Origin of the sequence: Oceanicoccus sp., assembly GCF_029238675.1 — a bacterium.
GTDB lineage: Bacteria > Pseudomonadota > Gammaproteobacteria > Pseudomonadales > Dasaniaceae > Oceanicoccus.
The window spans coordinates 1-25023 of the sequence record NZ_JAQWFR010000025.1; the positions used below are offsets into that span (position 1 = coordinate 1).

A 25023-nucleotide genomic window follows, 5' to 3' on the forward strand; every position below is an offset into this window, starting at 1 on the left:
GCTCAGGAATTAAGTTTCATAATCGCTTCAAATAAATATATTTGCTGCGTGTAAGTCACTTGTTTTCCTGATAATTAATTATTGCCATTATCAGCCTACAAGCGCCCACACGAATTACTTGATCCAATCTGTTAAAGAGCTTTCGATCTCGCCAGGAGATTCGAAGATGTCGGACACGACCTAAGGCCTTGCCAGACTCCCTACTTATGCAGGGGACGCGCATTATACATAGCGCCTCATAATTGGCAACTGCTGAAATGAAAAAAATCTAAGAAATTTAACGATTTAGCACTTTTTGTTGCGGTTCTTTGTCTCGGTCATTTTGTAGCTCAGCCTCGACAAGAGAGCGCGCATTATACGGGCGAAAACAAGGGTGTCAACGGGTATCTGTAAATTATTGTCAAAAGGTTTAAAAAGACCATTTTACGGTTAAATAACAGGCTAAAACGAAGCTTCAGGGTAGGTGTTTGTACTTAATTTAAGCAGCGTTAAACACTTAAGATATGGAGGTCGGCCGTCATTCCCGCGAAGGCGGGAATCTACAACGCTGGGTTCCCGCCTTCGCGGGAATGACGGAGGGCGGGTACGATTCTAAAGGCCAGTAATACAAACAAGATGACACTGTATAGAAGCGCTTCGCCAAAGTCGGAGCGAACCAGCCAGATAAAGTGGGCACAGGCCAATATAGCAATCAGGTAAGTGAGCTGGTGTAGGGTCTTCCAGCGGCGTTTGAGCTTTCTCTGGGCCCAGTTATTGGAGGTAATACCCAGCGGCACCATTAATACCCAAGCGATAATACCCAAGGCCATATAAGGTCGCTCGGCAAATTCCTCTACAAAGATGGGCCAACTCCAACCTAACAAATAGGTGAGCACAGCGGACAAGTGTAGGGATGCATAGAACCAAGTGAAGAGGCCAATCATTCTTCTATAGCGTAAAACCGCTGGACTCTTAGTCAGGGTGCGTATTGGGCTTATCGCCAAAGTTAGTAGCAAGAACCGAATAGCCCACTCCCCCGTTTCCAATACCAGCTCTTTACCAGCGTCGGGGCCTAGCTGACCTGACACCGCAAAATAGACCAACACCAACATAGGGATTAGACAAACAAGGAAGGCTAAGGTTTTTTTTAGAGTCATTGAATAGGTCAGCTTAATAAAACTTACGCAAATCCATACCGGTATAGAGCGAAGCGACTTGCTCACCATATCCATTAAACGGTTCCGTTAGAATACGGTTAGGCGAGAAAATACCAGAAGGTAAGCGTCGTTCTGATTTTTGACTCCAACGTGGGTGATCAACATCAGGATTTACATTGGCATAAAAACCATACTCACTAGCCTGCAACAAATTCCAGGTGGTTGGGGGCTCTTTTTCTAAAAATTTAATTTTGACAATGGATTTAATACTCTTAAAACCATACTTCCATGGCACGACTAAACGAATTGGCGCGCCATTTTGATTGGGTAAAACCTTTCCGTATAAACCAACTGACATCAAGGTCAAAGGGTGCATAGCTTCATCCATTCGCAAACCTTCTACATAGGGCCAATCAATAGTACTGGTACGAGAACGCTGGCCTTTCATTTCCCTGGGGCGGTATAGGGTTTCAAAAGCTATATATTTTGCCTTTGAGGTAGGCTGCATTTGCTTGATTAAATCAGCCAGCGAAAAACCAATCCAGGGCACCACCATCGACCAGGCTTCGACACAACGTAAACGGTAAATACGCTCTTCGAGATCCACTTTACTTAAAATATCTTCTAGCTGATAAGTGCCGGGGTTTTCTACTTCACCCTCAATGACAATCGACCAGGGGTCTGTTGTTAATGTATGGGCATTACGTGCAGGGTCTGTTTTACCGGTACCAAACTCATAGAAGTTGTTATAGCTGGCAACATCATCGTAAGGCGTTAACTCTTCATCCGTATAAAAACCTTCAGGGCCTTTCTTTGCCTTGATGTAATTTAACGCTTTGAGACGGTCATCAGCTTGGGCAAAGCCAGCAGCCCCCACAGCCATAACACCACCAGCAGCAAGGGTACTACCCATAAACTGGCGACGATTTAGATAAACGGATTCGGAGGTTATTTCGGAGGAGGCGATATCTGGTGTTTTTTTAATAAGCACTACACAATTCCTATGGGAAACCGAATCATTCACTTGAGGATATGAGCATTTATACGGAAAAAGGTTCCTAAATGATCAATGTAGACGTTTTTGTTATTTTGCGCGTAGCATCGTCCAGACTTTAGTGGCGGGGCCAGACAAAGCATACAGAACGGCAACAGCCAGCAGAATTTTTGCGGGGTCCAGCATAACCAGGCCAAACAATACCACCACAAGAATCATCACCACAAAAGGTACACGACCACGGAGATCTAAACCTTTAAAGCTATGGTATGGCACATTCAGGATCATCAGAAATCCAGCAATACCTGTCATCAAACCGGCAACCACTGCCAACTCAAAAGGTATGCCATTACCCACATAACCAATGTCGTGACAAACCCATATAGTACCGGCAACTACAGCGGCGGCGGCTGGACTTGCCAAGCCGGAGAAGTAATTTTTATCGGCGGTATCAATTTGCGTATTAAAGCGGGCCAAACGCAGGGCCGCGCAGGCAACGTAAATAAAAGAACAGGTCCAACCAAATTTACCTAAATCTGACAAAGCCCAACTAAACATCACTAAAGCAGGCGCCACGCCAAAGGACACCATATCCGCCAAGCTATCGTACTCAGCACCAAATTTACTTTGAGTATTGGTTAAGCGAGCAACACGGCCATCTAAACCATCAAGAATCATCGCTACAAAAATCGCAATAGCGGCCGCTTCAAACTTACCGTTAATGCCTGCGATAACGGCGTAATAGCCTGAAAACAAAGCCGCCGTAGTAAATAAGTTAGGCAGTAAATAGATACCACGACGACGAATGGTTTTACCATCAACCGAGACTTCCTCTTCATGTTCATCAATCAGGATTAATGACTCCGGAGGCGTTTCTGGTTGCTCGGTTATATTCTCTGGCGCATCAGCAGAAACATCGCGCAAAGGGGGGGTAGGTTCTTTTGGCGTATCATTCATAGTAGAACTGCTTATATAGAGGAAACAAACGAATGCCGCCCATGATAAATTAAAACTCGCTGCGGTACGATGCTTTTGCGCATTCCCAGAAGGCTTTTACCAATGGGTTTTCCAAACGCTGGGCTGAAGCACCCAAGCCTACGGCAAAGGGAGCCAACGGGGGCTGAACATCCAGTACCTGCACTTTATCCTTTAACGGGCTATTTACCAAAACTAACTCAGGGACGACACCGACCCCCAAACCAAGCCCTACCATACTGACAATAGCCTCATGGCCACTGACCTGTGCGTAGATATCAGGCTTGATACTTTGGGAGCGGAACCATTGGTCCAAGCGGGTTCTGGCCAAGCCTCGCTCCGACACAATAAAAGGAATATCCTGCCAGTTAATGGAGGTTGATGCATCCTGATGGGCGGCTATGGTGCTTTCGACGGCACAATGAACAACAGGATAAATAAAGAGTAAGGGTGAGTGAGTTAAGGTCTGGAACTGGATTTTTGAGGGCAGTTTATCGGGTCTGGCAGCAATGGCCACATCGTCCTCGCCACTCATTAAATGCTCAATCGCATCGGCTTGATCCCCAGTGCGCAACTTAATATCAATATCGGGGTAGCGTGCTCTAAAGGGTTCAAGCAGGTCAGACAACACACTATAAGCCGCAGTCACCGAACAATAAACGCTGACCTCACCGCTAAGCTCTTCGGCATCACGGCGAATAACTTCCATAAAAGAGCGCCACTGCCCCAAGGTTTGGCGGGCATAGGACTGAAATTGACGACCGGTTTCAGTCAGCCGAACACTTCTATTATCCCGCTCCAGTAAACGCTGCCCTACTTCTTCCTCAATTTTCTTGAGGCTTCGACTAACCGCTGAAGCACTCATATGGAGGGCATCACCCGTTTGGCTGAAGTGTAAGCTCTCTGAGAGAGCCAGAAATAGCTCCAAATCTTTAGTATCCATTGGACAGCCTACCTACAAATCATTGTTGCGTATTTTGCACTACTGTATAGCAAATAGATCATTTTACGCAACGATATTTTTTCTATATAGTGCGCGCACTGAATTTTGAATGGTGGCCAGAGCTAAAGATCTGGCCCCGACTTTATATAGGAGTTACCCCATGGGCCAAAACTATTTCAACACCCTTCCACTGCGCCTGCAGCTGGAAGAACTCGCCAAATGCCGTTTTATGGACCGCGAAGAATTCGCTAACGGCTGTGACTATATCAAAGGCAAAAAGATCGTTATCGTCGGCTGTGGGGCACAGGGCCTAAACCAAGGCTTGAACTTACGTGACTCTGGCCTTGATGTATCTTACACACTGCGCGCTGTAGCCATTGAAGAAAAGCGTCAGTCATGGAAAAACGCGACTGAAAACGGTTTTAACGTTGGTACTTATGAAGAGCTGATCCCACAAGCTGATATCGTAATGAACCTAACACCAGATAAGCAGCACACTGATGTTGTTACCACCATCATGCCTTTGATGAAGCAAGGCGCCACCCTGGATTACGCACACGGCTTTAACCTGGTTGAAGAAGGCATGCAGGTCCGTGAAGATTTAACCGTTGTTATGTGCTGCCCTAAGTGCCCCGGTTCTGAAGTCCGCGCTGAGTATGTACGTGGTTTTGGTGTTCCAACACTGATCGCTGTTCACCGTGAAAACGATCCTAATGGCGACGGCCTTGATATCGCTAAAGCACTGGCTTCAGGCACAGGTGGTGATCGCGCTGGTGTTCTTGAGTCCTCTCCTATCGCTGAAGTTAAATCTGACTTAATGGGTGAGCAAACTATTCTTTGCGGTATGTTACAGACCGGTTCTATTCTTTGCTTCGACAAAATGGTCGAGCAAGGCATTGACGCTGGTTACGCTTCAAAATTAATTCAGTACGGTTGGGAAACGGTAACTGAAGGTTTGAAGATGGGCGGCATCACTAACATGATGGACCGTTTATCAAACCCTGCCAAAGTTAAAGCTTATGACTTGGCTGAAGAACTTAAAGATATTATGCGTCCTTTATACCAGAAGCATCAGGACGATATTATGTCCGGTCACTTCTCTCGCACTATGATGGACGATTGGGCTGCTGACGATAAGAACCTGCTGGGCTGGCGTGCCGCCACTGCTGAAACAGCGTTTGAAAAATCGTCTAATACTGATCAGGAAATTTCTGAGCAGGAATTTTATGACAACGGTATTTTGATGGTAGCCATGGTTAAAGCCGGTGTTGAGCTAGCGTTTGAAACGATGGTTGATGCGGGTATTAAAGAAGAGTCTGCTTACTACGAGTCTCTGCATGAAACTCCATTAATCGCTAACACCATCGCCCGTAAGAAGCTGTATGAAATGAATGTAGTTATTTCTGATACCGCTGAGTACGGTTGTTACTTGTTTGATCACGCTTGTAAGCCTTTGTTAGAAGACTTTATGAAGAAGATTAGCACTGACGTTATTGGTAAGGGTTTAGACCTTAAAGATAATGGTGTTGATAATCAGGAGTTGGTGGCTATTAATGCTGAGCTTCGTAACCACCCGGTTGAAGTGATTGGTACTAAGCTTCGTGGCTATATGACTGCAATGCAGAAAATCGTTTAAGTAAAGCGCTAACGTAAAAAGGCCGGTCATTGACCGGCCTTTTTTGTGGCTCGTCATTCCCGCGAAGGCGGGAACCCAGCACTGTAGATTCCCGCCTCCGCGGGAATGACAGTATAGGATTAAACATGAACCCAACGATTAGCCGTTATAAATGTACTCAAGTCATTAAACTTCACACCATTCTCTACCATCACCTTGTGTGCCGCCTTGGCTACCATTTGGCGAATATAAAACGGCTGCCCCACTACAAAGTGATGAATGGCATGAGTACTACCAAAGTTAAAGCAAAACAAATGCAATGGCGCAAAAAACCAGGGCTTAAGAATTTGCGTTTGCTGGATCAGGTTATTCACACCACCGTAATAGTGCATCGCTGAAGTCACAAAATTTAAAGAGGCTGAGCGAATAAAGTTAGGGACAATTAATACCACCACCAGAAAATCAAGAACATTCATGCTCTGCAAAAACCACGCAGGATAAGCTGTAGCTGCGCCCCAAAAAGCATCATAGGTGTGGAATACCAGGAACACATACCAGCCACCAAAATAGAGAATAGCCAGCGGGAATGCTGCATTAAGCACTTCCAGTGCCGAGAAGTTTTTGATGTCTTTTTTCAAAGCAGTACGGCGAGCCAACATACCAAGCAGGCCATCAAACATCACCAGATAACGCATTAAAAATCCATAGGCGATACCATTGCCTACCAGGCGTTCTTCCAAATCTTTTTCTGTGCCGGAAACCTTATGATGTAAAAAGTGCATACCACGGCGATACCAGGGGCTTACGGTATTGGGGCGCATTACCCAAACCACTAGCATCATTAGATTGTGCATAAACTTATTTTTACGGAAATACTGACGATGAATCAGGTCATGCTCTAATTCATGGGAAAGAGAGGCAAACACTGCCGCTGAGACAATACAAAGCCAGGCTGGAATCACATCAATATAATAGAGATAAGCACCGCCAATCATGCCCCCCAAAGATAGCAACATAATGGCAAAACCAATCCAGTCCTGATATTGCAAGATGCTGTACTTGGCACGCAAGCGTTGTTCCTCGGCTTTAATCGTAGTGACGATATCAGCAATACGCTGCTCTACCGAAACGGGTACTGAGGGATCAGAAAGCTTCATGTTATGACTGGCTCCGGGGTTATTAATACTGAATCGTATTCAGGGGCTATTTAAACGCGAAGCATTCTAACAAAAAGCCAGAACCTGAACACATTTATATTACGTAGAAACGGCAATATTAGCTCAAAATAAAACCCAGATAGGCAAAGATCGTTAAAGAGGGGTTATTGCTAAAGAACTAAGTAACCGCACTTAATAACTGGCGGCTATGGCTGCTTTTTGTTCAATGACTGCCCAATTCTTTGTTGCTATATCGAACTCGGAAAGCATCCAGGTGCCACCGACGCAAAGGACATTATCCAGAGCCAGGAAGTCAGCGGCGTTGACTTCACTAACACCTCCAGTTGGGCAGAACTTTATTTGCGGTAAAGGCCCGGCGATGGATTTAAGCATGGGAATACCACCAGCCGCCTGAGCGGGGAAGAATTTCATATAAGTAATACCATGAGCAAGCAGGCTCATGGCTTCGCTGGGAGTGGCAACGCCAGGTAATAGCGGTACCGACTGGGCCAAAGCAGCGTCCACTAAAGCCTGTGTACTGCCCGGACTAACCAAAAACTCGGCGCCGGCCGCTACAGATGCCGCCAGGTCTTCAGGGGTAATAACCGTTCCAGCCCCCACAATAGCTTCGGGAACTTGCTGCTTGATCTCGGCAATGGCTGCCAGGCCATGCTCAGTGCGCAGGGTCACCTCTAACACTTTTAAACCGCCATTCACCAGAGCCTGTGCCATGGGCACCGCATCTTCAAGGTGATCAATAACAATCACCGGTATCACTGGGCTGGTTTGCATAATGTGTTCAATGGTTTTCATAGGGGGTCAATCATTCCAAATAAGTTTAAGGCGCCCAGTACACTTTTACGGGTACGCTTTCTTGCTGTAACACGGCACTGATAGGGCTTAGCTTAGCGTTATTGTTTTTAAGGGCCTGTTGATAGGTGACCAGTTTTTCTTCACCGGTAATTAATAGATGCAATTGCCGGGACTTTAATAAGCCCGACAAGGTTAATGTCATTCTCTCCGTTAATGGACCGGTGACATCACTGGGGGCTGCTTGAATGGCCGCGCAAAGCTGGGGAGCCGAAGAATCTAACGCTTCATCCAAGCCATCGGCACCGGGAAATAAAGACGCGGTATGCGCATCAGGCCCCATACCCAACAAAGTAAAATCAAAGGGCTGCTGTAATTGCTGATAGCGCAACTCACAATCCGCCAGCCCCTGTTCCGCTGATGGATGATTGGACTTCATGGCAATAAATTTGGCCACTGCCGCCTGATTTTGCAGCAGGTTTTCAATAATAAAAGTTTCATTACTGCCGCTTTCACCAGGATTAACCCAACGCTCATCCACCAAGGCAACATGAACACGCTGCCAGTCCATCACTGTTTTTGAAAGGGCTTGGTAAAAAGGCTTGGGACTACTCCCCCCTGAGACTAAAAAACCAGCTTGCTGTCTTCGCTCTATAGCAGTAGTTAATTGATCAGCACAATCAGCGACCAGGGCAGCAAACAAACTATCGCGATCAGTAAAAAAACATTCGGTTATCACGCTGTCTATTCACCTTCGCCTGTATTAAACCAACTGCGGCCATCTTCAGCTAATAACTCATCGGACTCGTTAGGCCCCCAGCTACCCGCCCGATATAAGTACGGCGCAGTACCAGCTTGTTTCCAGGCTTCAATAATAGGATCTACCCAACCCCAGGCTGTAGCCACTTCATCACGGTGAATAAATAAACTGGTATTGGCCATAGCCGCATCAAGGATTAATCGCTTATAGGCGTCACTGCGGAATTTTTTATAGGTATCAGAAAAGTTCAGGTTTAATGTGGCTGGCTGTAATTGCATATCCATATTTTCCAGGTTTTTAGACATCACTGTCATTTGGATAATTTCTTCAGGCTGTAGGCGAATAACCAAACGGTTGGGCGCCAATGGCCCGGCAGAATCATCATAAACCCGGTGCGGTACATCTTTAAACTGGATAATAATTTCAGCACAGCGGGCTTTCATACGCTTACCGGTACGTAAATAAAACGGCACCCTGGCCCAACGCCAGTTATCAATATAGGCCCGCAGGGCAACGAAGGTTTCGGTGGTACTGTTCGCAGAATCCAGTTCTTCTAAATACCCTGAGACCAGCTCACCAAAATAGCTACCGGCAACGTACTGACCACGGACAGTATGCTTTGCAACATCTTCGCCCCGCATTGGTCGTAGTGCTTCCAGCACTTTGATTTTTTCAGCTTGAATACTTTTGGCATTGACTTTGTTGGGAGATTCCATCGCCACTAAACAAAGCAATTGCAATAAGTGATTTTGCACCATATCCCGCATGGCACCAGCATCATTGTAAAAGCCTGCGCGCCCTTCCAAACCTACGGTTTCAGAAATACTGATTTGTACATGGTCGATTGATTTAGAATTCCATAGCTGTTCAAAAATTACATTAGTAAAACGCAGGGCCATTAAATTTTGAACGGTTTCTTTACCGAGGTAGTGATCAATGCGGTAAATATTGTCATCTTCAAAATATCTGGCAATCTCAGTATTGATCGCATCCGCTGAGGCAGCATCGTAGCCCAACGGCTTTTCTACTACCAAGCGGCTATTGGCGGTAATCAAACCTATCTCATCCAGATTATTACAGCACTGACCAAAGATGGCTGGTGGAATAGCAAGGTAAAAAACGCGGACTTTATCTGTATCCGAATCCATCACTTTTTTTAACGCTGACCAATGCTCATCTACGATAGCGATATCCAGCATAATCGGGTGCAGATAAGTTTTAAACTGCTCCCATAACTCAATGTTAAATTCTTCAGCAGCCAAATGCTGTTGCAAAGCCAGCGAACTGGTATCGAGATAGCTATCAATATCTTTTTGTGATCGACAGCTGGCAAAAATCCGGGTTTCTGGCGCCAACTGGTCTTCACGGAAAGCGCGATATAAAGCCGGAATCAGTTTTCTTAAGGAAAGATCACCGGTGCCGCCAAAAATAACAATATCAAAGGGGTTGGTCATAGCCGCTTGCTCTTGTGAACCTGGTGTAAAGACTGATTAAAAAACTGTTAAAAAATACTGGCTCCATCTTCTGCCGAACTTACTAAGGCGCGGAAGCCAGAGAATAACTCTCGTCCCATACCCTGTGTTTGTGGCTGCGTATAGCTTGGCACAGTTCGGCTGGAAAAATCTTCAGCCAGCGCCGTTAACTCACCACTATTAGCATCTAGCTTAAGCATGTCACCATCTTGTAATTTTGCGATTGGCCCCTGCTCTAAGGCTTCGGGGGATAAATGAATCGCAGCAGGCACTTTACCTGATGCGCCTGACATCCGTCCATCAGTCACTAAGGCGACTTTAAAACCACGGTCTTGCAGCAGGCCTAAAACAGGTGTGAGTTTATGTAACTCTGGCATGCCATTGGCTTTAGGGCCCTGGTAGCGAACCACGGCAATAAAGTCTTTTTCCAACTCGCCGGCATCGAATTTTATTTTTAAATCATCTTGATGCTCAAAGATCACCGCCGGGGCTTTAACCACTCTATGCTCCGGTTTTACGGCGGAGATTTTAATCACTGAACGACCAAGGTTGCCCTCTAGCAGTTTTAGCCCACCTTCACCGCTAAAGGGCTGTTCGCAGCTGCTGACAACGTCTTTATCCAAACTTTTCGCAGGGCCATCGCGCCATTCAAGGCTGAATTCCCCGCTGGTTTTTTCTGCCAGGAAAGGTTCATCACAGTAACGGTTTAAACCATCACGGCCAAGAATGGTATTAACATTATCATGCAAATAACCTGCGGCCAGTAATTCACGAATTAACAGGGACATACCGCCGGCCGCCTGAAAGTGATTTACATCAGCCTGACCGTTAGGGTAAATACGACATAGCAAAGGCACAACGCTGGATAAATCTGCCATATCTTGCCAATCGATAATGACACCTGCAGCACGAGCAATGGCAATAATATGAATGGCATGGTTGGTTGAGCCGCCTGTTGCCAACAAGCCAACAATACCATTGACCAGGCTACGCTCATCAATAATATTCGCCAGTGGCATATAGTTTTTAGAGAGGCCAGTTAACTCCGAAAGTTGGGTAACAGCGGCTTTGGTCAGTTGCTCTCTCAACTCGGTTCCCGGATTGACAAAGGAGCTGCCGGGTAAGTGCAGTCCCATAATTTCCATCAACATTTGATTACTATTGGCAGTACCGTAAAACGTACAAGTACCTGCACTGTGGTAAGACTGGCTTTCGGCTTCTAACAGTTCTTTTCTACCGACTTTGCCCTCGGCATAAAGCTGCCTGACTTTGACTTTCTCAGCATTGGACAAACCGGTTGGCATTGGCCCTGCGGGGATAAATACGGTGGGTAAATGGCCGAATGCCAGAGCACCAATTAATAAACCGGGAACAATTTTATCGCAGACACCTAAACATAAAACACCATCAAACATATCGTGAGAAAGTGCAACGCTGGTTGCCATGGCTATTAAGTCACGGCTAAATAAGGACAGTTCCATACCATCCCGGCCCTGAGTGACGCCGTCACACATAGCGGGTACGCCACCGGCAAACTGAGCCACAACACCGGCATCGCGGGCGGCTTGCTTAATTAATTCAGGGTAGTCTTGAAACGGCTGGTGAGCAGACAACATATCGTTGTAGGAAGAAACAATCGCAAGGTTTGCCGAGCGATCAACCGCCAGCACAGACTTATCATTATCATCACAGGCAGCGTAGGCATGGGCGATATTGCCGCAGGACAAGCGTGTACGGGAGACACCCTGCTGGCTGGCGGCACTGACTTTATCCAGATAATCCTGACGACTTGCGCGACTTCGCTCAATAATGCGTTCAGTCACTTCGGCAATGGTTTTATTGACCATTTAACTGTTTCCCCAAGGTGTGCAGAAAGTTAATTAAGTTACATATTATGCCGCCATATCTTAATAACAACAAGCGCTCCATGTAATTTAATTACAACGATAATCGGGACAAAAAAATACCCGCATCAACTGAGGCGGGTATATAAAGGCTAAGGTTTACAATGACTTATAAACTTAAAACCTTCTCACCCCTGGCAATACCGGATACTCCACTACGGACCACTTCCATAATGGCGGTGTCATCAATCGAGTCCAAAAAGGCGTCGAGCTTATCGGAAGGACCGGCAATTTGAATAGTGTAAACCGTAGGGCCAACATCAACAATCTGGCCACGAAAGATATCGGTACAGCGTTTGATTTCAGCACGCTGGGCACCTGTTGCCCTGACCTTCACCATCATCAATTCACGCTCGATATGAGCACCTTCTGTCAGGTCGACCAGTTTGACCACATCAATCAAGCGATTTAGGTGCTTGGTAATCTGTTCAATTTTTTGATCATCACCCAAGGTTGTTAGCGTTAGGCGTGATAGGGTCGAATCTTCGGTTGGCGCAACATTCAATGTCTCGATGTTATAACCACGCTGAGAAAATAAGCCGACAACACGGCTTAATGCGCCCGGTTCGTTTTCTAATAATACTGAAATAATATGCCGCATTAGGTTCTCTCCGTTTTGCTCAGATACATATCACGCATAGAACCGTTAGGAGCTATTTGCATGGGATAGACATGCTCGTGACGATCAACGTAGACATCCAGAAACACTAATCGATCTTTTAATTTAAAGGCTTCATCCATGGCATCTTCCAGGTCTTCAAGTTTTTCAACGCGAATACCCACATGACCATAAGCTTCCATTAATTTTACAAAGTCAGGCAATGACTCTTCATACACACTGGAAGAGTAGCGACCGGCATACTGCATATCCTGCCACTGTTTCACCATGCCCAAATAACCGTTATTCAGGTTAATAATTTTTACCGGCGCACCGTATTGACTACAGGTCGATAACTCTTGAATATTCATCTGGATAGAACCTTCACCAGTAACGCAGGCAACGTCAGAGTCAGGGAAGGCCATCTTAACGCCCATCGCCGCAGGTAAACCGAAGCCCATTGTTCCCAGACCACCGGAATTAATCCAACGACGTGGCTTATCAAACTTATAAAACTGCGCCGCAAACATCTGGTGCTGACCTACATCAGAGGTAACATAAGCTTCACCGTTAGTTGCACGGTATAAAGACTCGATAACTTGCTGCGGTTTAATCAAACCAGACTCAGTATCATAGCGGGGCGCCGTCCATAGGCCGTGCTCATCGCGCCATTCATTAATCTGCTTCCACCAACTATCTAATGCCTCGGTATCGGGCAGTGATTTATCGGCGGCACGTAAGTCACGGACTTGAGCCAACATATCTTTTAAAACAACATCAACAGGCCCAACGATGGGAATATCAGCAGTGACTGTTTTCGAGATAGACGCGGGGTCGATATCTACATGAATAATTTTTGCCGTTGGGCAGAACTTACTAATCGTGTTAGTGACACGATCATCAAAGCGCGCGCCCACCGCTAAAATCACATCACTGTGGTGCATGGCATTATTGGCTTCAACAAAACCATGCATACCTAACATCCCGAGAAACTGCTTATCGGTTGCCGGGTAAGCGCCTAAACCCATCAGGGTATTGGTTACCGGGTAATTAAGTTCTTGGGCTAACTCCGTTAATAGCTCGCTGCCATTGCCCAGAATCACACCCCCGCCGGTGTAAATAACGGGGCGCTGTGCACTCAATAACAGCTGCATCGCTTTTTTGATTTGACCAGAATGCCCACGGGTTGCCGGCGTATAAGAACGCAGCTTCATTGTATCCGGGTAGACGTATTCGTACTTGTCAGTAGGATTAGTAATATCTTTAGGGATATCAATAACCACTGGACCAGGGCGGCCGCTAGCCGCTAAGTAGAAAGCCTTCTTAATCGTTTCAGGAATTTCCCGGGGATCTTTAATCAAGTAGCTGTGCTTAACGATAGGACGGGAGATACCGACCATATCGGTTTCCTGAAAGGCATCACCGCCAATCAGGTGACTTTGTACCTGACCAGAAATAACCACCATAGGGATAGAATCCATATAGGCGGTGGCAATACCGGTAATGGCATTGGTAGCACCGGGACCCGAGGTCACCAGGACCACGCCGGGCTTGCCAGTAGCACGGGCATAACCATCGGCGGCATGGGTGGCCGCCTGTTCGTGCCGCACTAAAATATGGGGGACTTTGTTCGACTTAAACAAAGCATCATATATATGTAAAACTGAACCACCGGGGTAGCCGAAGATAAATTCAACACCTTCGTCTTCCAGGGCACGAACGACCATCTCGCCGCCAGATAACATTTCCACGGAACTATACCTCATTACGGAGTCGCTAAAGCGCGATCTCGAATCAAAAAACGAATCAAAAAACTATGAGATAAAGTAATTCAAAAGCTGAACGCTTAAGAGAATACAAACCTCACAACCAAAGTTAGTGTCTCCCAAGCTGGGACACCACTAAACCAATTAGAGCGATTGCGCCTATCGGCAAGGTATTGCCAGGCGTTCTCACAACACAGGTCGTGTGTCTGCAGAGTGAAGGGAGCGTCCCATAGTCAATACCGGTAAGTAGAGACTCGACGCTAATATCAGCTACCGGTAAGTAACAGATATCGGCCATCAACATTAAGTAGGTAATTTTGAATGAAGATTGAACAAAGTCAACCGTTTGCCGGTAAAGACTGGGATTTATCACGAATAATCATGGTTTTGTGGACGAAATCAGCACTAATTCCTTTCTAAACCTACTTTCTTTGCCATAATTGATGCTATCAAACGGTTAAATACGGAAATCCGAGCACCATGACCAACGTATTACAGGCATTGTTTATTTGCGTAGGTATTATTGCCTCTCTCACCCTGCAGGCAGAGCAAAATGGCATCTATCGCTGGACGGACAATAACGGGGTAACTCAATATTCTGACCGCCCACCGGAAGGGGTTGAATCGGTGTTTGTTAAGACCTCCACTGGCAAGCGAGCGCCAGCGACCGAGCCTGAACCAACCACTACAGCCTCCGAAGATAATGCCCCACAAACCATGGAAGTTATGCCCGAGAAAGACCCTGCTTTGTGCAAGCAGGCTCAACAAAATCTAAAAGCACTGGAAAGTGCTCGTATTCGTATTACCGAGCCCGATGGCAGTAAGCGAATAATCACGGAAGAAGAGAAAGAAGCCCAAAGAGAGAATGCCAGGAAGTTTATCAAAGTGCATTGCTAGGGCGCAGTCATCTAACCATGCTGGAACTCTAACTGGTCAGTAGCCCCATTCAGTTCGGCACGAATCACTTCACCGGGCATAAACTTGCCCTGCAAAATATCCTGCGCCAATGGGTTTTCCAGATACTGCTGGATCGCACGTTTTAATGGCCGGGCACCATAGACCGGGTCAAAGCCTATATTGGCCAATTTCTCCATAACGTCATTACTCAATTCAATATGAAGTTCACGCTCCAATAGGCGCTCCCGTAACAGGTCAATCTGGATATTGGCGATGCCACGTATTTGTTCTTTCGCCAGCGGGTGAAAGACCACCGTTTCATCAATACGGTTAATAAACTCTGGGCGGAAGTGGCCACCGACAACGTCCATCACAGACTGCTTCATGGCTTCGTAATTATTTTCTTTGGCTAGCTGCTGGATCAAATCAGACCCCAGATTAGAGGTCATAACGATCACCGTATTACGAAAATCAACAGTCCGACCCTGACCGTCGGTTAAACGGCCATCCTCTAATACTTGCAGCAATATATTGAAGACATCGGGATGGGCTTTTTCTACCTCATCCAGCAACAATAAAGAATAAGGGCGACGGCGTACCGCCTCTGTTAAATACCCCCCCTCTTCATAACCGACATAACCCGGAGGCGCACCGATTAAGCGGGCTACGGAATGCTTTTCCATAAACTCGGACATGTCGATGCGAACCATGGCATCCTGGCTATCAAACAAGAAGGTAGCCAATGATTTACAAAGCTCGGTTTTACCAACACCGGTTGGGCCTAAGAATAAAAAGGAACCATTGGGTCGATTAGGGTCAGACAAACCCGCCCGGGAGCGCCTTACCGCATTGGAAACGGCGGTGACCGCTTCATCTTGACCGATAACCTTCTCTTGCAGAGACGCTTCCATTTGCAGCAGTTTATCCCGTTCGCCCTCTAACATTTTAGCTACAGGGATGCCGGTCCAGCGGGAAACCACTTCCGCCACTTCTTCATCGGTGACTTTATTACGCAATAAAGTCATTTCCATCATTTCAGCCTGGCCGGCCATATCCAGTGTTTTTTCCAGCTCTGGAATCACACCATATTGTAATTCTGACATGCGGGTTAAATCACCGGAACGACGAGCCGACTCTAAATCCAGGCGCGCTTGCTCCAAATCGCTTTTGATTTTTTGCGAACCGTGCAGAGCCGCCTTTTCTGCTATCCAGATTTCTTCCAGGTCAGCAAATTCACGCTCCGCTTTTTCGATATCGTTATCCAAAATATCTAACTGCTTTTTGGCTGCACTATCGGTATCTTTTTTTACGGCTTCGCGCTGTATTTTTAACTGAATCAAGCGGCGCTCAAGACGGTCCATATCTTCCGGCTTGGAATCTATTTCCATACGAATACGACTACCCGCCTCATCAATCAAGTCGATGGCTTTATCGGGAAGCTGGCGATCAGTAATATAGCGTTGTGATAATTTGGCCGCCGCAATAATCGCAGAGTCAGTAATATCAACACCATGGTGAACTTCATAACGCTCTTTCAGGCCACGTAAGATAGCGATAGTGTCTTCTTCGCTGGGCTCATCAACCAACACTTTCTGAAAGCGGCGTTCCAGGGCAGCATCTTTTTCAAGGTACTGGCGGTATTCATCCAGCGTGGTAGCACCAACACAATGTAATTCACCACGAGCCAAGGCAGGTTTTAGCATATTCCCGGCATCGAGCGCGCCATCTGATTTACCGGCACCCACCATGGTGTGCAGCTCATCAATAAATAAAATAATTCGGCCTTCTTGTTTGGATAATTCGTTAAGCACAGCCTTTAATCGCTCTTCAAATTCTCCGCGAAATTTAGCGCCAGCTAATAGCGAACCTAAATCCAAAGACAATAAACGTTTATCTTTTAAACCTTCCGGCACCTCGCCATTGATAATTCGCTGGGCAAGACCTTCAACTATCGCTGTTTTACCCACACCTGGCTCGCCAATTAATACCGGGTTATTTTTAGTGCGACGTTGTAAAACCTGTACCGTACGACGAATTTCATCATCGCGACCAATAACCGGGTCCAGCTTGCCCTCTTCTGCCCGCGCGGTTAAATCAATAGTGTACTTATCGAGTGCCTGACGATTTTCCTCAGCGGAAGGGTCATTAATAGCCTCACCCCCGCGCACGCTTTCAATCGCATTCATTAAGGATTGTTTGTTGACTCCAGCATCAATCATTAACTGGCTGACCGACGTATTAGCATCCAACATAGCCTGCACAACCACTTCGGAAGAAACGTAGGCATCATGGTTTTGTTGCGAGAGTTTGTCTGCCAAGTTAAGCACGCGGCCTAAATCATTAGACATATGGATATCACCAGCACTACTGGTAACGGTGGGCAGGTTTTTTAAATCTTGATTAATCGCTTCGCGCAACCCGGGAATATTGGCACCGGCCTGTGCAAGCAACGGCCTGACGGAGCCATTTTTTTGTTCCAGCAAGGCGGATAACAGGTGCAGTGGGTCAATGGCATTGTGATCTTTACCCAAGGCCAATGACTGGGCATCAGATAGCGCCAGCTGCAATTGATTGGTGAGACGATCCATACGCATTGCTAGTTACCTTTATTGTTTCAGGTTATGTTCTCAATACTGATTTAATAAGGCCGTTTTTCTATAAATCAAGGGCGCTGTCATTCCCATATCGCATTGTTATTCCGCTGTTTTATAAATCAACGTAACCATCCGGCCTGTTTGCCCGTCTCGTCGATAAGAATAAAACTGTTCACTATCATCATAGCTACAAAAATCACCGCCGTAGATATGGCTAATACCTAATGCCTTTAAACGTATGCGGGCCAGTTGATATAAATCAGCGAAATAATGGCCATCGCGGTATCTATTAGCTTTAAAGGCTTGTTGCGCTTGCACCCCAAAGGCCTCCAGAAACTGTTGCCTGACTTCTGCCCCCACTTCGAAATTAACCTGGCTAATAGCCGGCCCCAGCCAAACCAGTAAGTCACTTTTTTCCGCGGTAAATTGAGCAACGGTATTATCAATCACTCCACCCGCTAAACCTCGCCAACCGGCGTGGGCAGCGGCTATTTCCTCGCCTTGCTTATCGCAAATAATCAGCGGCAGGCAATCGGCGGTCATAACGGCGCAGGCAATGGCGGGCTGGGCAGTAAAACAGGCATCCGCATCCGGGCAACATTCTTGCCCGGCGTTAGCGACCCTGTTGCTATGAATTTGGTTTAACCATTGAATCTGCTCCAGCCCTTCACAATGATCGAGCAACCATTGCCGGTTAGTCTCAACCGTCTGCAAGTCATCGTCTACATGAGCGGCCACATTAAAGCTGTTAAAAGGTGCAGAGCTAACACCACCGATACGTGTTGTGGTAAGTGCGGCAATATTATCCGGTGCGGGCCAATCGGGCACTATCCATCGTGACACTACAGGTCTTCCCGTTTCAACAGGGCTAACAGTTCGACCATATCCTCAACCAGTGGCACTTCCCAGCTGATTTCTTCCTCCGTGGAGGGGTGGATTAAAGACAGGCGGCGAGCATGTAACGCTTGTCGACTAAAGTTACGCAGGCCATTAATTAGTTCTTCACTGGCCCCCTTGGGCAAGCGAGGGCGGCCGGCATAAAGAGGGTCGCCTACCAGTGGATGTTTGATATGTGCCATATGCACACGGATTTGGTGGGTACGCCCTGTTTCTAACATGCAGCGTATATAGCAGTGGTTGGCAAAGCGTTTGATTAAACGATAATGGGTTATCGCCTCTTTGCCCCCAAGGTTAACAACGGCCATTTTTACCCGCTGTTTGGAGTGGCGACCGATATCAGCTTCTACCTTGCCACCGCCGGTCATACTGCCAAAGACCACTGCCTCATATTCACGGCTTACGGTGCGCTCCTGCAATTGATTGACCAAATGGTTTTGTGCCGCCAGTGTTTTTGCCACCACCATCAAGCCACTGGTGTCTTTATCCAGTCTATGAACAATACCGGCCCTTGGCACACTGGCCATATCGGGGTTGTGGGCCAATAAAGCATTAAGCAGGGTACCGCTGGCATTACCCGACCCCGGATGAACCACTAAACCTGCCGGCTTATTAATCACCAGTAAAGCGTCATCTTCATAGACGATATCCAGGGCAATATCCTCGGCTTCCCAGCGGTCCTCATCTTCCACTTCTGCCCTTAGCTGCAAGGCATCTCCTGAGAGGAGTTTCTCACGTGTTTTTTTGGCTTCACCATTAACCGTAAGCTCACCGCTTTTAATCCAGAGTTGCAGCCGGGCGCGGGAATAATCCGGGAAAAGCCGGGCGGCAATTTGGTCAAAGCGACTGCCGCTAAGCTCTTCTGGTACTTCAGAAGTTAGTTCTATTGTCTCTGCCATTGAAATTCCCGTCAGGATGTCTTTATGCCTACCGGCGGCTGTGGTTAAATAGCTGGCGGTAATGGACACTTTTTGCCCATAGCACGGTCTAATTTTGCCCTATTGTATATGAATGCTCGGAAACCGTTGAATGAATAAACCATATTTTCTTTTCAAAGTACTGCTCATTAGCCTTATTGTAGGCCTTGCAGCTTGCTCCACTGACGATGAAGTCCCACAAAGCCTGACCGAAAAGGAGCTTTATAAGCAAGCTCAGGAAAACCTCAAAGACGAAAGCTTTCAGCTGGCGGTTAAAAATCTTCAACTGTTAGAAGCACGCTATCCCTTTGGCCCCTACGCCGAACAGGCGCAACTGGAAATTATCTACGCTCACTATCGCAATTTTGAGCCAGAAGCTGCCATTGCCGCCGCCGACCGTTTTATTCGCTTACACCCCCAGCATAACAATGTGGATTATGCTTACTATATAAAAGGCTTGGCTAACTATGTTGAGGGCGAAGGCTTTCTGGATCGTTTTTTACCGACTGATATGACCATGCGTGACCCTGGTGCCGCACTGCAGTCTTTTGAAGACTTCCGCCAGCTGCTCTACCGCTATCCGGATAGCAGCTATGCCTCCGATGCCAAAGCACGCATGGTGTATTTACGCGCTCGCCTGGCTCGCTATGAAATCAATGTGGCCAACTATTACTTTAAGCGCGGCGCTTATCTGGCCGCCGCTAACCGTGGCCGTTATGTGGTTGAGAACTTTCCCCAGACACCCGCTACCGCGGACGCCTTAGCGGTTATGGTTCAGGCTTACCAGCTATTGGGGCTGAATGACCTGGCCAATGATTCACTCGCCGTGCTGGATAAAAACTTCCCCGACCATCCATCAATCGATGAGAACGGGCAGTTTGTCGATAAGTTTACGGTTGCCGCCAATGAGCGCTCGTTAGTCAATAAAGTCAGCTTTGGCTTATTTGACCAAAGCGCCCCACCTAAATTTGATAACCGGGCTGAATACCTGATCCGCTAACACTATTATATTGCACCGAGACGTTAAGCTATGGAAAAAACTACCATACTCCAGGAAATGCAGGTTTTACCTGAGATAGATGTCGAGTTTGAAATTAGTCGTCGAGTAGATTTTATTAAAAAAACGCTGGTCAACAGTGGTGCCAAAAACCTGGTATTGGGTATTAGTGGTGGTATTGATTCCTCTACAACTGGCCGTTTAGCGCAAATAGCCGTAGACCAGCTTAACCAGCAGAGCGGTGAAAATAACTATCAATTTAACGCTGTAAGACTGCCCTATGATATTCAGCAGGACGAGGACGACGCGCAATTGGCCATTGAATTTATTCAACCTTCACGCCATATTACAGTCAATGTAAAACCCGGCGCGGATGCTATTCACAGCGAAGTGCTTAGTGCCCTTGCTGCTCAGGATATTAATCCTTCTAACGCTGCCAGTGATTTTTCCAAAGGCAATGTCAAAGCCAGAACGCGGATGGTTCTGCAATACGACATTGCTGGCCTGTTGGGTGGCCTGGTATTAGGCACGGATCATTCCGCTGAAAATATTACCGGCTTCTTCACCAAATGGGGCGACGGGGCCTGTGACCTTGCACCGCTATTTGGTCTCAGTAAACGTCAGGTCAGGCAACTTGCCAAACACCTGGGTGCACCACAGTTACTAGTGGAGAAAACGCCGACAGCGGACCTGGAGTCATTATCACCGCAAAAAGCTGACGAGCAGGTTCTGGGCGTCACTTATGATCAACTGGATGATTATCTCGAAGGCAAACCGGTAAGTGATGAGATTGCCGCTCACATCGAAGCTATTTATGCCAAAACCCAGCATAAGCGTTTACCTATTCCTACTGTTTACGACTAGATTTCACTGCATGTCATCGTCCCCGCTGAGGAGTCGGGGGTAGGGTTGCGAAATGGTCTTGCGGCCCTAACGATAAAAACCACCAGCACTACGCCCAAAAGATATTTATCCCAATAGGTTTAGAAACTGGCTTTGCGACACTATTCATGAAGGCCTACACTTATACTTTAAAACGTCAGGGTTGATAAACAGCAACGGCAAAGTATGAGTTCAGCAATACAGGAAAGTCAACTTAACCAGCAGCAAAATCTGGCACTACTTAAGGTTTATACCGTTTATCGTGCCTTGCTGTGTATGGCGTTATTGGGGGCTTTTCTGCTGGCCTCTACAAGCCCCTTAGTAGGCACTATAAAACCCGACCAGTTTTTCTATACCACCTTAGTCTACTTATTGTTAAACCTGATTGGTTTAACCATCGTTCTACCGAAAAAAAATCCCTTTAACCAACAACAGCTATTCGCCAACTTCATTGTCGATATAGGTTTTATTATTGCCATTGCTGATGCCAGTGCGGGTGTCACTAGTGGCTTAGGTATCTTGTTAGTGGTCGTCATAGCCGCCAGCAGTATGATGCTACCGGGGCAGCTAGCTATCCTTTGTGCGGCCATTGCCAGTATCGCCATAATTGCCGATACCGCCCGACTGATTAATGAAAATTACCTGAATATATCCAGCTTCTTGCCCGCTGGTATTTTAGGCATGACATTTTTTATTACGTCATATCTGATTCGAAATCTGGCCACCAGAATTCGCGGCGCCCAGATGATTGCAGAGCAGAAAACCGCTGATGTTAATAAATTACAGCTACTCAACCAGAATATTGTACAACGTATGCGTACCGGTATTTTAGTGGCTACGCCTGCCGGACAAATTGAGCTTGCCAATGCAGCAGCGGGAGAATTATTAAGCAACTCAGACATCGAAAAACTGGCAGCATCACCCGGAACCTACTACAACCTTCCCCCTCAAGTGATGGAGCAATTTAAACTTTGGCAAGCTAACCCCCAACATCAATGCCCCGTTTTTAGTATCGAAGAAACAGGCCCGGAACTACAACTAAGTTTCTCGGCATTGACCCAGGATGACAGTAGTAACACCCTGGTGTTTCTGGAAAATAATCGACGCATGGCGCAACGGGCACAGCAAATGAAGCTGGCTTCGTTAGGCCGACTAACCGCCAGTATTGCCCATGAGATCCGCAATCCTTTAGGGGCCATTAGCCATGCAGCGCAGCTGCTGGAAGAGTCTTCAGAACTCAACCCTACTGATCAACGTCTTAGTGGAATTATTCAGCGCCACTCCAAGCGAATGAATAACGTGATTGAGAATACCTTACAGCTCTCTAGCCGCTCTGCCCCAAAACCGGAACACATTATATTAGAGCTGTGGCTGCAGCAATTTATTGACGAGTTTGAAAATACAGGCGAAGCTACGCCTTATATCACACTAACGTCTGTGCAAAGCTGCATGGTCGATATAGATTGTAGCCAACTCAGTCAGGTTATTACCAACCTTGCACAAAATGGTCTGCGCTATAGTCTTCAACAAACAGGCAAAGCCACTTTAGAATTGTATGTGCATATTAATCCGCTTACCCAACTGCCAGTATTAGATATCATTGACGACGGCCCCGGAGTTAACGATGATGCCAGAGACAATTTATTTGAGCCCTTTTTTACTACCGAAGCCAAAGGCAGTGGCTTAGGGTTATATATATCCAGAGAACTCTGTGAGGCCAATGAAGCTCGATTAGACTATATTCGTACTGAGGCTGGTAAAAGTTGTTTTCGAATTAGCTTCCCACACCCCGACAGGCGACTTTCGCAAGAGTAACTTTAGTGGAGATATTTAGTAAAATATAAATAGCAGAAATAAATAGTAGGGATAAATAACAGGGATAAATAGTTTCTTTATGACTAAAAATAGCGTTTTAATTATTGATGACGAACCCGACATTCGCGAACTATTAGAGCTCACCCTTGCTCGTATGGGGCTAGAGACTGACTGCGCGGAAAGCGTAGCTGGAGCAATTAGTAAGCTCAAAAAACGCTCCTACGATTTATGCCTGACGGATATGAAACTGCCCGATGGTCAAGGTCTGGAGATTATTGAACATATTCAGCAACACTACCCCGCAACCCCCGTCGCCATGATCACAGCTTTTGGCAGTGTTGAAACCGCTATCTCTGCACTCAAAGCAGGGGCTTATGACTTTATCAGCAAACCTATCGACCTTGATCGGCTCCGTGAGTTAATTGATACCGCATTAAAATTAACCGACACTACTGAGCACATTGAATATAGCGACCAGGTTCAATTATTAGGCAATGCACCAACTATTAGTGCATTGCGCAAACAGATTACTAAACTTTCTCGCAGCCAGGCCCCAGTCTATATCAGTGGTGAATCTGGTAGCGGCAAAGAAGTGGTTGCACGGCTTATTCACAGTAACGGCCCAAGAGCTAGCAAAAACTTTGTAGCTGTGAACTGTGGCGCAATTCCTTCGGAGTTAATGGAGAGTGAATTTTTTGGACATGTAAAAGGCAGTTTTACCGGCGCATTGGAAAATAAGCAGGGCCTATTTGAAGCAGCCCAAGGCGGCACGTTATTTTTAGATGAAGTGGCTGATTTGCCATTGCCGATGCAGGTTAAACTACTACGGGCCATTCAGGAAAAATCGATTCGCAAAGTGGGCTCTAATGAAGAGCAACCGATTAATGTCCGTATCCTCAGCGCCACCCATAAAGATTTATCTGTCGAAGTAGAGGCGGAGAGATTTCGCAACGATTTATTTTATCGCATCAATGTCATTGAATTAAAAGTGCCACCGTTGCGAGAGCGCAAAGAAGATATTCCGCTTTTAGCTGACTTTGCTTTAAGCCAATTGGCCAAAGAATGGCAATTAGAAAAACCATCGCTGACTGAGCAGGCGATAAAGATGCTAGACCAATACTCATTTCCTGGTAATGTCCGCGAATTGGAAAACACCCTGGAGCGGGCTTATACACTGTGTGAAGACAATACTATTCAAAAAGATGATCTTCAGTTATTTGAGAGCAGTAATACATCGGCAGTAGATCCATTAGCAGGGCCCCCTGACAACCCTCAGGATGCTTTCGGAGATCTGGAAGGCTATCTGGAAGCTATTGAAACCAGAGCCATTAAGGCAGCGCTGGAAAAAACCCGCTGGAATAAAACCACTGCCGCTGAATTACTGGGTATTTCATTCAGGCAATTGCGTTACAAACTCAAGAAAAATAATATCGAATAAACTCAATCACCAACAGTCGGTACGACTTGTAGAAGCTCTGGCACCAGTATTGGTCAGGGTGAAGGTTGCACACTCACTATCATCGGCTTGTACACCCGTCGCCGTGGCCGTTAATAGGTAGCACACACCATCCGTCGAGCAACCGGTTGCTGCCGCAGCAACACTGGTGGTTATCAGATAAAAACCTTCCGGCGATGACAGTGTGCCACCGCTGCCGCCAATATCGTCAATATCACTCGAATAGGTACTTTTGGTAAAAAAGTGCTGCTCCTGTATTGCCGCTGCTTTTTCCAGGGCTATAGTGGCATCAGAGCGGCGTGCCTTCCTAATCGAATCCTGATAGGAAGGTAATGCAATAGATGCCAGTATGCTAACAATAACGAGTACTATCATTACCTCAATTAAAGTAAAACCTTGTGCCGTTTTCTTACTCATTGTTGTTCACCTCATCATTTA

Annotated in this window: 21 protein-coding genes; 6 read left to right on the forward strand and 15 right to left on the reverse strand. The window is 46.6% G+C overall.

The window, feature by feature from the left end; translation table 11 throughout:
* Positions 1-539: 539 nt before the first annotated feature.
* From P8H32_RS08500 to ilvY, 4 genes are all read right to left on the reverse strand, one after another.
* The gene (locus P8H32_RS08500; RefSeq protein ID WP_301089184.1) at positions 540-1136 is read right to left on the reverse strand and encodes a sulfite oxidase heme-binding subunit YedZ; all 597 of its coding nucleotides are present in this window, start codon (positions 1134-1136) and stop codon (positions 540-542) included.
* 13 nt (positions 1137-1149) lie between these two features.
* Entirely contained in the window at positions 1150-2127 is a 978-nt protein-coding gene (gene msrP, locus P8H32_RS08505; protein ID WP_297293407.1) for a protein-methionine-sulfoxide reductase catalytic subunit MsrP, read from the reverse strand.
* A 93-nt stretch (positions 2128-2220) separates the two neighbouring features.
* Positions 2221-3087, reverse strand: a complete 867-nt coding sequence (gene pssA / locus P8H32_RS08510; protein WP_301089185.1) for a CDP-diacylglycerol--serine O-phosphatidyltransferase — start codon at positions 3085-3087, stop codon at positions 2221-2223.
* Positions 3088-3136: 49 nt separating this feature from the next.
* Positions 3137-4048 carry an HTH-type transcriptional activator IlvY gene (ilvY, locus tag P8H32_RS08515; protein ID WP_297293411.1) on the reverse strand — a complete coding sequence of 304 codons (912 nt, stop codon included), beginning with the start codon at positions 4046-4048 and terminating at the stop codon, positions 3137-3139.
* A gap of 160 nt (positions 4049-4208) precedes the next feature.
* Between ilvY and ilvC the strand changes: the two genes are divergently transcribed.
* Complete coding sequence (ilvC, locus tag P8H32_RS08520) at positions 4209-5684, forward strand: ketol-acid reductoisomerase (RefSeq protein ID WP_297293413.1); 1476 nt, start codon at positions 4209-4211, stop codon at positions 5682-5684.
* 119 nt (positions 5685-5803) lie between these two features.
* On the opposite strand, the gene P8H32_RS08525 is transcribed toward ilvC, so the two are convergent.
* The 7 genes from P8H32_RS08525 to P8H32_RS08555 all read right to left on the reverse strand — a co-directional run bounded on the left by P8H32_RS08525 (position 5804) and on the right by P8H32_RS08555 (position 14115).
* Positions 5804-6820 carry a fatty acid desaturase gene (locus tag P8H32_RS08525; protein ID WP_297293415.1) on the reverse strand — a complete coding sequence of 339 codons (1017 nt, stop codon included), beginning with the start codon at positions 6818-6820 and terminating at the stop codon, positions 5804-5806.
* A 192-nt stretch (positions 6821-7012) separates the two neighbouring features.
* Positions 7013-7633: a bifunctional 4-hydroxy-2-oxoglutarate aldolase/2-dehydro-3-deoxy-phosphogluconate aldolase gene (locus P8H32_RS08530; RefSeq protein ID WP_297293417.1), complete on the reverse strand. Its 621-nt coding sequence runs from the start codon at positions 7631-7633 to the stop codon at positions 7013-7015.
* 25 nt (positions 7634-7658) lie between these two features.
* The gene (pgl, locus tag P8H32_RS08535; RefSeq protein ID WP_297293419.1) at positions 7659-8369 is read right to left on the reverse strand and encodes a 6-phosphogluconolactonase; all 711 of its coding nucleotides are present in this window, start codon (positions 8367-8369) and stop codon (positions 7659-7661) included.
* A 5-nt stretch (positions 8370-8374) separates the two neighbouring features.
* Positions 8375-9844, reverse strand: coding sequence for a glucose-6-phosphate dehydrogenase (gene zwf, locus P8H32_RS08540; RefSeq protein WP_297293421.1), 1470 nt, complete (start codon positions 9842-9844; stop codon positions 8375-8377).
* 47 nt (positions 9845-9891) lie between these two features.
* Positions 9892-11709, reverse strand: a complete 1818-nt coding sequence (edd, locus tag P8H32_RS08545; protein ID WP_297293423.1) for a phosphogluconate dehydratase — start codon at positions 11707-11709, stop codon at positions 9892-9894.
* A 166-nt stretch (positions 11710-11875) separates the two neighbouring features.
* Positions 11876-12367, reverse strand: coding sequence for an acetolactate synthase small subunit (gene ilvN, locus P8H32_RS08550; protein WP_297293425.1), 492 nt, complete (start codon positions 12365-12367; stop codon positions 11876-11878).
* On the reverse strand, positions 12367-14115 hold the full coding sequence (locus P8H32_RS08555; RefSeq protein WP_297293427.1) for an acetolactate synthase 3 large subunit: 1749 nt from the start codon (positions 14113-14115) through the stop codon (positions 12367-12369). Before P8H32_RS08555 ends, ilvN begins: the two co-directional genes overlap by 1 nt.
* A gap of 495 nt (positions 14116-14610) precedes the next feature.
* Here P8H32_RS08555 and P8H32_RS08560 point away from each other — a divergent pair, with 495 nt between their 5' ends.
* Positions 14611-15027: a DUF4124 domain-containing protein gene (locus tag P8H32_RS08560; RefSeq protein ID WP_297292260.1), complete on the forward strand. Its 417-nt coding sequence runs from the start codon at positions 14611-14613 to the stop codon at positions 15025-15027.
* 11 nt (positions 15028-15038) lie between these two features.
* Here the strand turns inward: P8H32_RS08560 and clpB are convergent, their stop codons facing one another.
* The 3 genes from clpB to rluD form a co-directional block, all read right to left on the reverse strand.
* Positions 15039-17621: an ATP-dependent chaperone ClpB gene (gene clpB / locus P8H32_RS08565; protein ID WP_301089186.1), complete on the reverse strand. Its 2583-nt coding sequence runs from the start codon at positions 17619-17621 to the stop codon at positions 15039-15041.
* Between the two features lie 99 nt (positions 17622-17720).
* Positions 17721-18464, reverse strand: a complete 744-nt coding sequence (gene pgeF, locus P8H32_RS08570) for a peptidoglycan editing factor PgeF (protein WP_297292262.1) — start codon at positions 18462-18464, stop codon at positions 17721-17723.
* The gene (gene rluD, locus P8H32_RS08575) at positions 18464-19417 is read right to left on the reverse strand and encodes a 23S rRNA pseudouridine(1911/1915/1917) synthase RluD (protein ID WP_297292263.1); all 954 of its coding nucleotides are present in this window, start codon (positions 19415-19417) and stop codon (positions 18464-18466) included. The genes pgeF and rluD overlap by 1 nt, the downstream gene beginning before the upstream one ends.
* A 130-nt stretch (positions 19418-19547) precedes the next feature.
* On the opposite strand from rluD, the gene P8H32_RS08580 reads away from it, so the two are divergent.
* The 4 genes from P8H32_RS08580 (at position 19548) to P8H32_RS08595 (ending at position 24567) form a co-directional block, all read left to right on the forward strand.
* The gene (locus P8H32_RS08580) at positions 19548-20435 is read left to right on the forward strand and encodes an outer membrane protein assembly factor BamD (RefSeq protein ID WP_301089187.1); all 888 of its coding nucleotides are present in this window, start codon (positions 19548-19550) and stop codon (positions 20433-20435) included.
* A 30-nt stretch (positions 20436-20465) separates the two neighbouring features.
* Positions 20466-21296, forward strand: a complete 831-nt coding sequence (nadE, locus tag P8H32_RS08585) for an ammonia-dependent NAD(+) synthetase (RefSeq protein WP_297292265.1) — start codon at positions 20466-20468, stop codon at positions 21294-21296.
* Positions 21297-21500: 204 nt separating this feature from the next.
* Positions 21501-23129: an ATP-binding protein gene (locus P8H32_RS08590; RefSeq protein ID WP_301089188.1), complete on the forward strand. Its 1629-nt coding sequence runs from the start codon at positions 21501-21503 to the stop codon at positions 23127-23129.
* Between the two features lie 79 nt (positions 23130-23208).
* On the forward strand, positions 23209-24567 hold the full coding sequence (locus P8H32_RS08595; protein ID WP_297292267.1) for a sigma-54 dependent transcriptional regulator: 1359 nt from the start codon (positions 23209-23211) through the stop codon (positions 24565-24567).
* Positions 24568-24573: 6 nt separating this feature from the next.
* Here P8H32_RS08595 and P8H32_RS08600 read toward each other — a convergent pair whose 3' ends face one another.
* Entirely contained in the window at positions 24574-25002 is a 429-nt protein-coding gene (locus tag P8H32_RS08600; RefSeq protein WP_297292268.1) for a type IV pilin protein, read from the reverse strand.
* Between the last annotated feature and the right edge of the window lie 21 nt (positions 25003-25023).

What these genes read in the sequence shown, in the direction of transcription:
- edd (WP_297293423.1), bottom strand. Translation starts at nt 11,709, where the DNA reads ATGGTCAATAAAACCATTGCCGAAGTGACTGAACGCATTATTGAGCGA.
- nadE (WP_297292265.1), top strand. Translation starts at nt 20,466, where the DNA reads ATGGAAAAAACTACCATACTCCAGGAAATGCAGGTTTTACCTGAGATA.
- P8H32_RS08580 (WP_301089187.1), top strand. Translation starts at nt 19,548, where the DNA reads ATGAATAAACCATATTTTCTTTTCAAAGTACTGCTCATTAGCCTTATT.
- P8H32_RS08560 (WP_297292260.1), top strand. Translation starts at nt 14,611, where the DNA reads ATGACCAACGTATTACAGGCATTGTTTATTTGCGTAGGTATTATTGCC.
- rluD (WP_297292263.1), bottom strand. Translation starts at nt 19,417, where the DNA reads ATGGCAGAGACAATAGAACTAACTTCTGAAGTACCAGAAGAGCTTAGC.
- ilvN (WP_297293425.1), bottom strand. Translation starts at nt 12,367, where the DNA reads ATGCGGCATATTATTTCAGTATTATTAGAAAACGAACCGGGCGCATTA.
- ilvC (WP_297293413.1), top strand. Translation starts at nt 4,209, where the DNA reads ATGGGCCAAAACTATTTCAACACCCTTCCACTGCGCCTGCAGCTGGAA.
- P8H32_RS08590 (WP_301089188.1), top strand. Translation starts at nt 21,501, where the DNA reads ATGAGTTCAGCAATACAGGAAAGTCAACTTAACCAGCAGCAAAATCTG.
- zwf (WP_297293421.1), bottom strand. Translation starts at nt 9,844, where the DNA reads ATGACCAACCCCTTTGATATTGTTATTTTTGGCGGCACCGGTGATCTT.
- pssA (WP_301089185.1), bottom strand. Translation starts at nt 3,087, where the DNA reads ATGAATGATACGCCAAAAGAACCTACCCCCCCTTTGCGCGATGTTTCT.
- P8H32_RS08500 (WP_301089184.1), bottom strand. Translation starts at nt 1,136, where the DNA reads ATGACTCTAAAAAAAACCTTAGCCTTCCTTGTTTGTCTAATCCCTATG.
- P8H32_RS08595 (WP_297292267.1), top strand. Translation starts at nt 23,209, where the DNA reads ATGACTAAAAATAGCGTTTTAATTATTGATGACGAACCCGACATTCGC.
- P8H32_RS08530 (WP_297293417.1), bottom strand. Translation starts at nt 7,633, where the DNA reads ATGAAAACCATTGAACACATTATGCAAACCAGCCCAGTGATACCGGTG.
- P8H32_RS08525 (WP_297293415.1), bottom strand. Translation starts at nt 6,820, where the DNA reads ATGAAGCTTTCTGATCCCTCAGTACCCGTTTCGGTAGAGCAGCGTATT.
- ilvY (WP_297293411.1), bottom strand. Translation starts at nt 4,048, where the DNA reads ATGGATACTAAAGATTTGGAGCTATTTCTGGCTCTCTCAGAGAGCTTA.
- P8H32_RS08600 (WP_297292268.1), bottom strand. Translation starts at nt 25,002, where the DNA reads ATGAGTAAGAAAACGGCACAAGGTTTTACTTTAATTGAGGTAATGATA.
- clpB (WP_301089186.1), bottom strand. Translation starts at nt 17,621, where the DNA reads ATGCGTATGGATCGTCTCACCAATCAATTGCAGCTGGCGCTATCTGAT.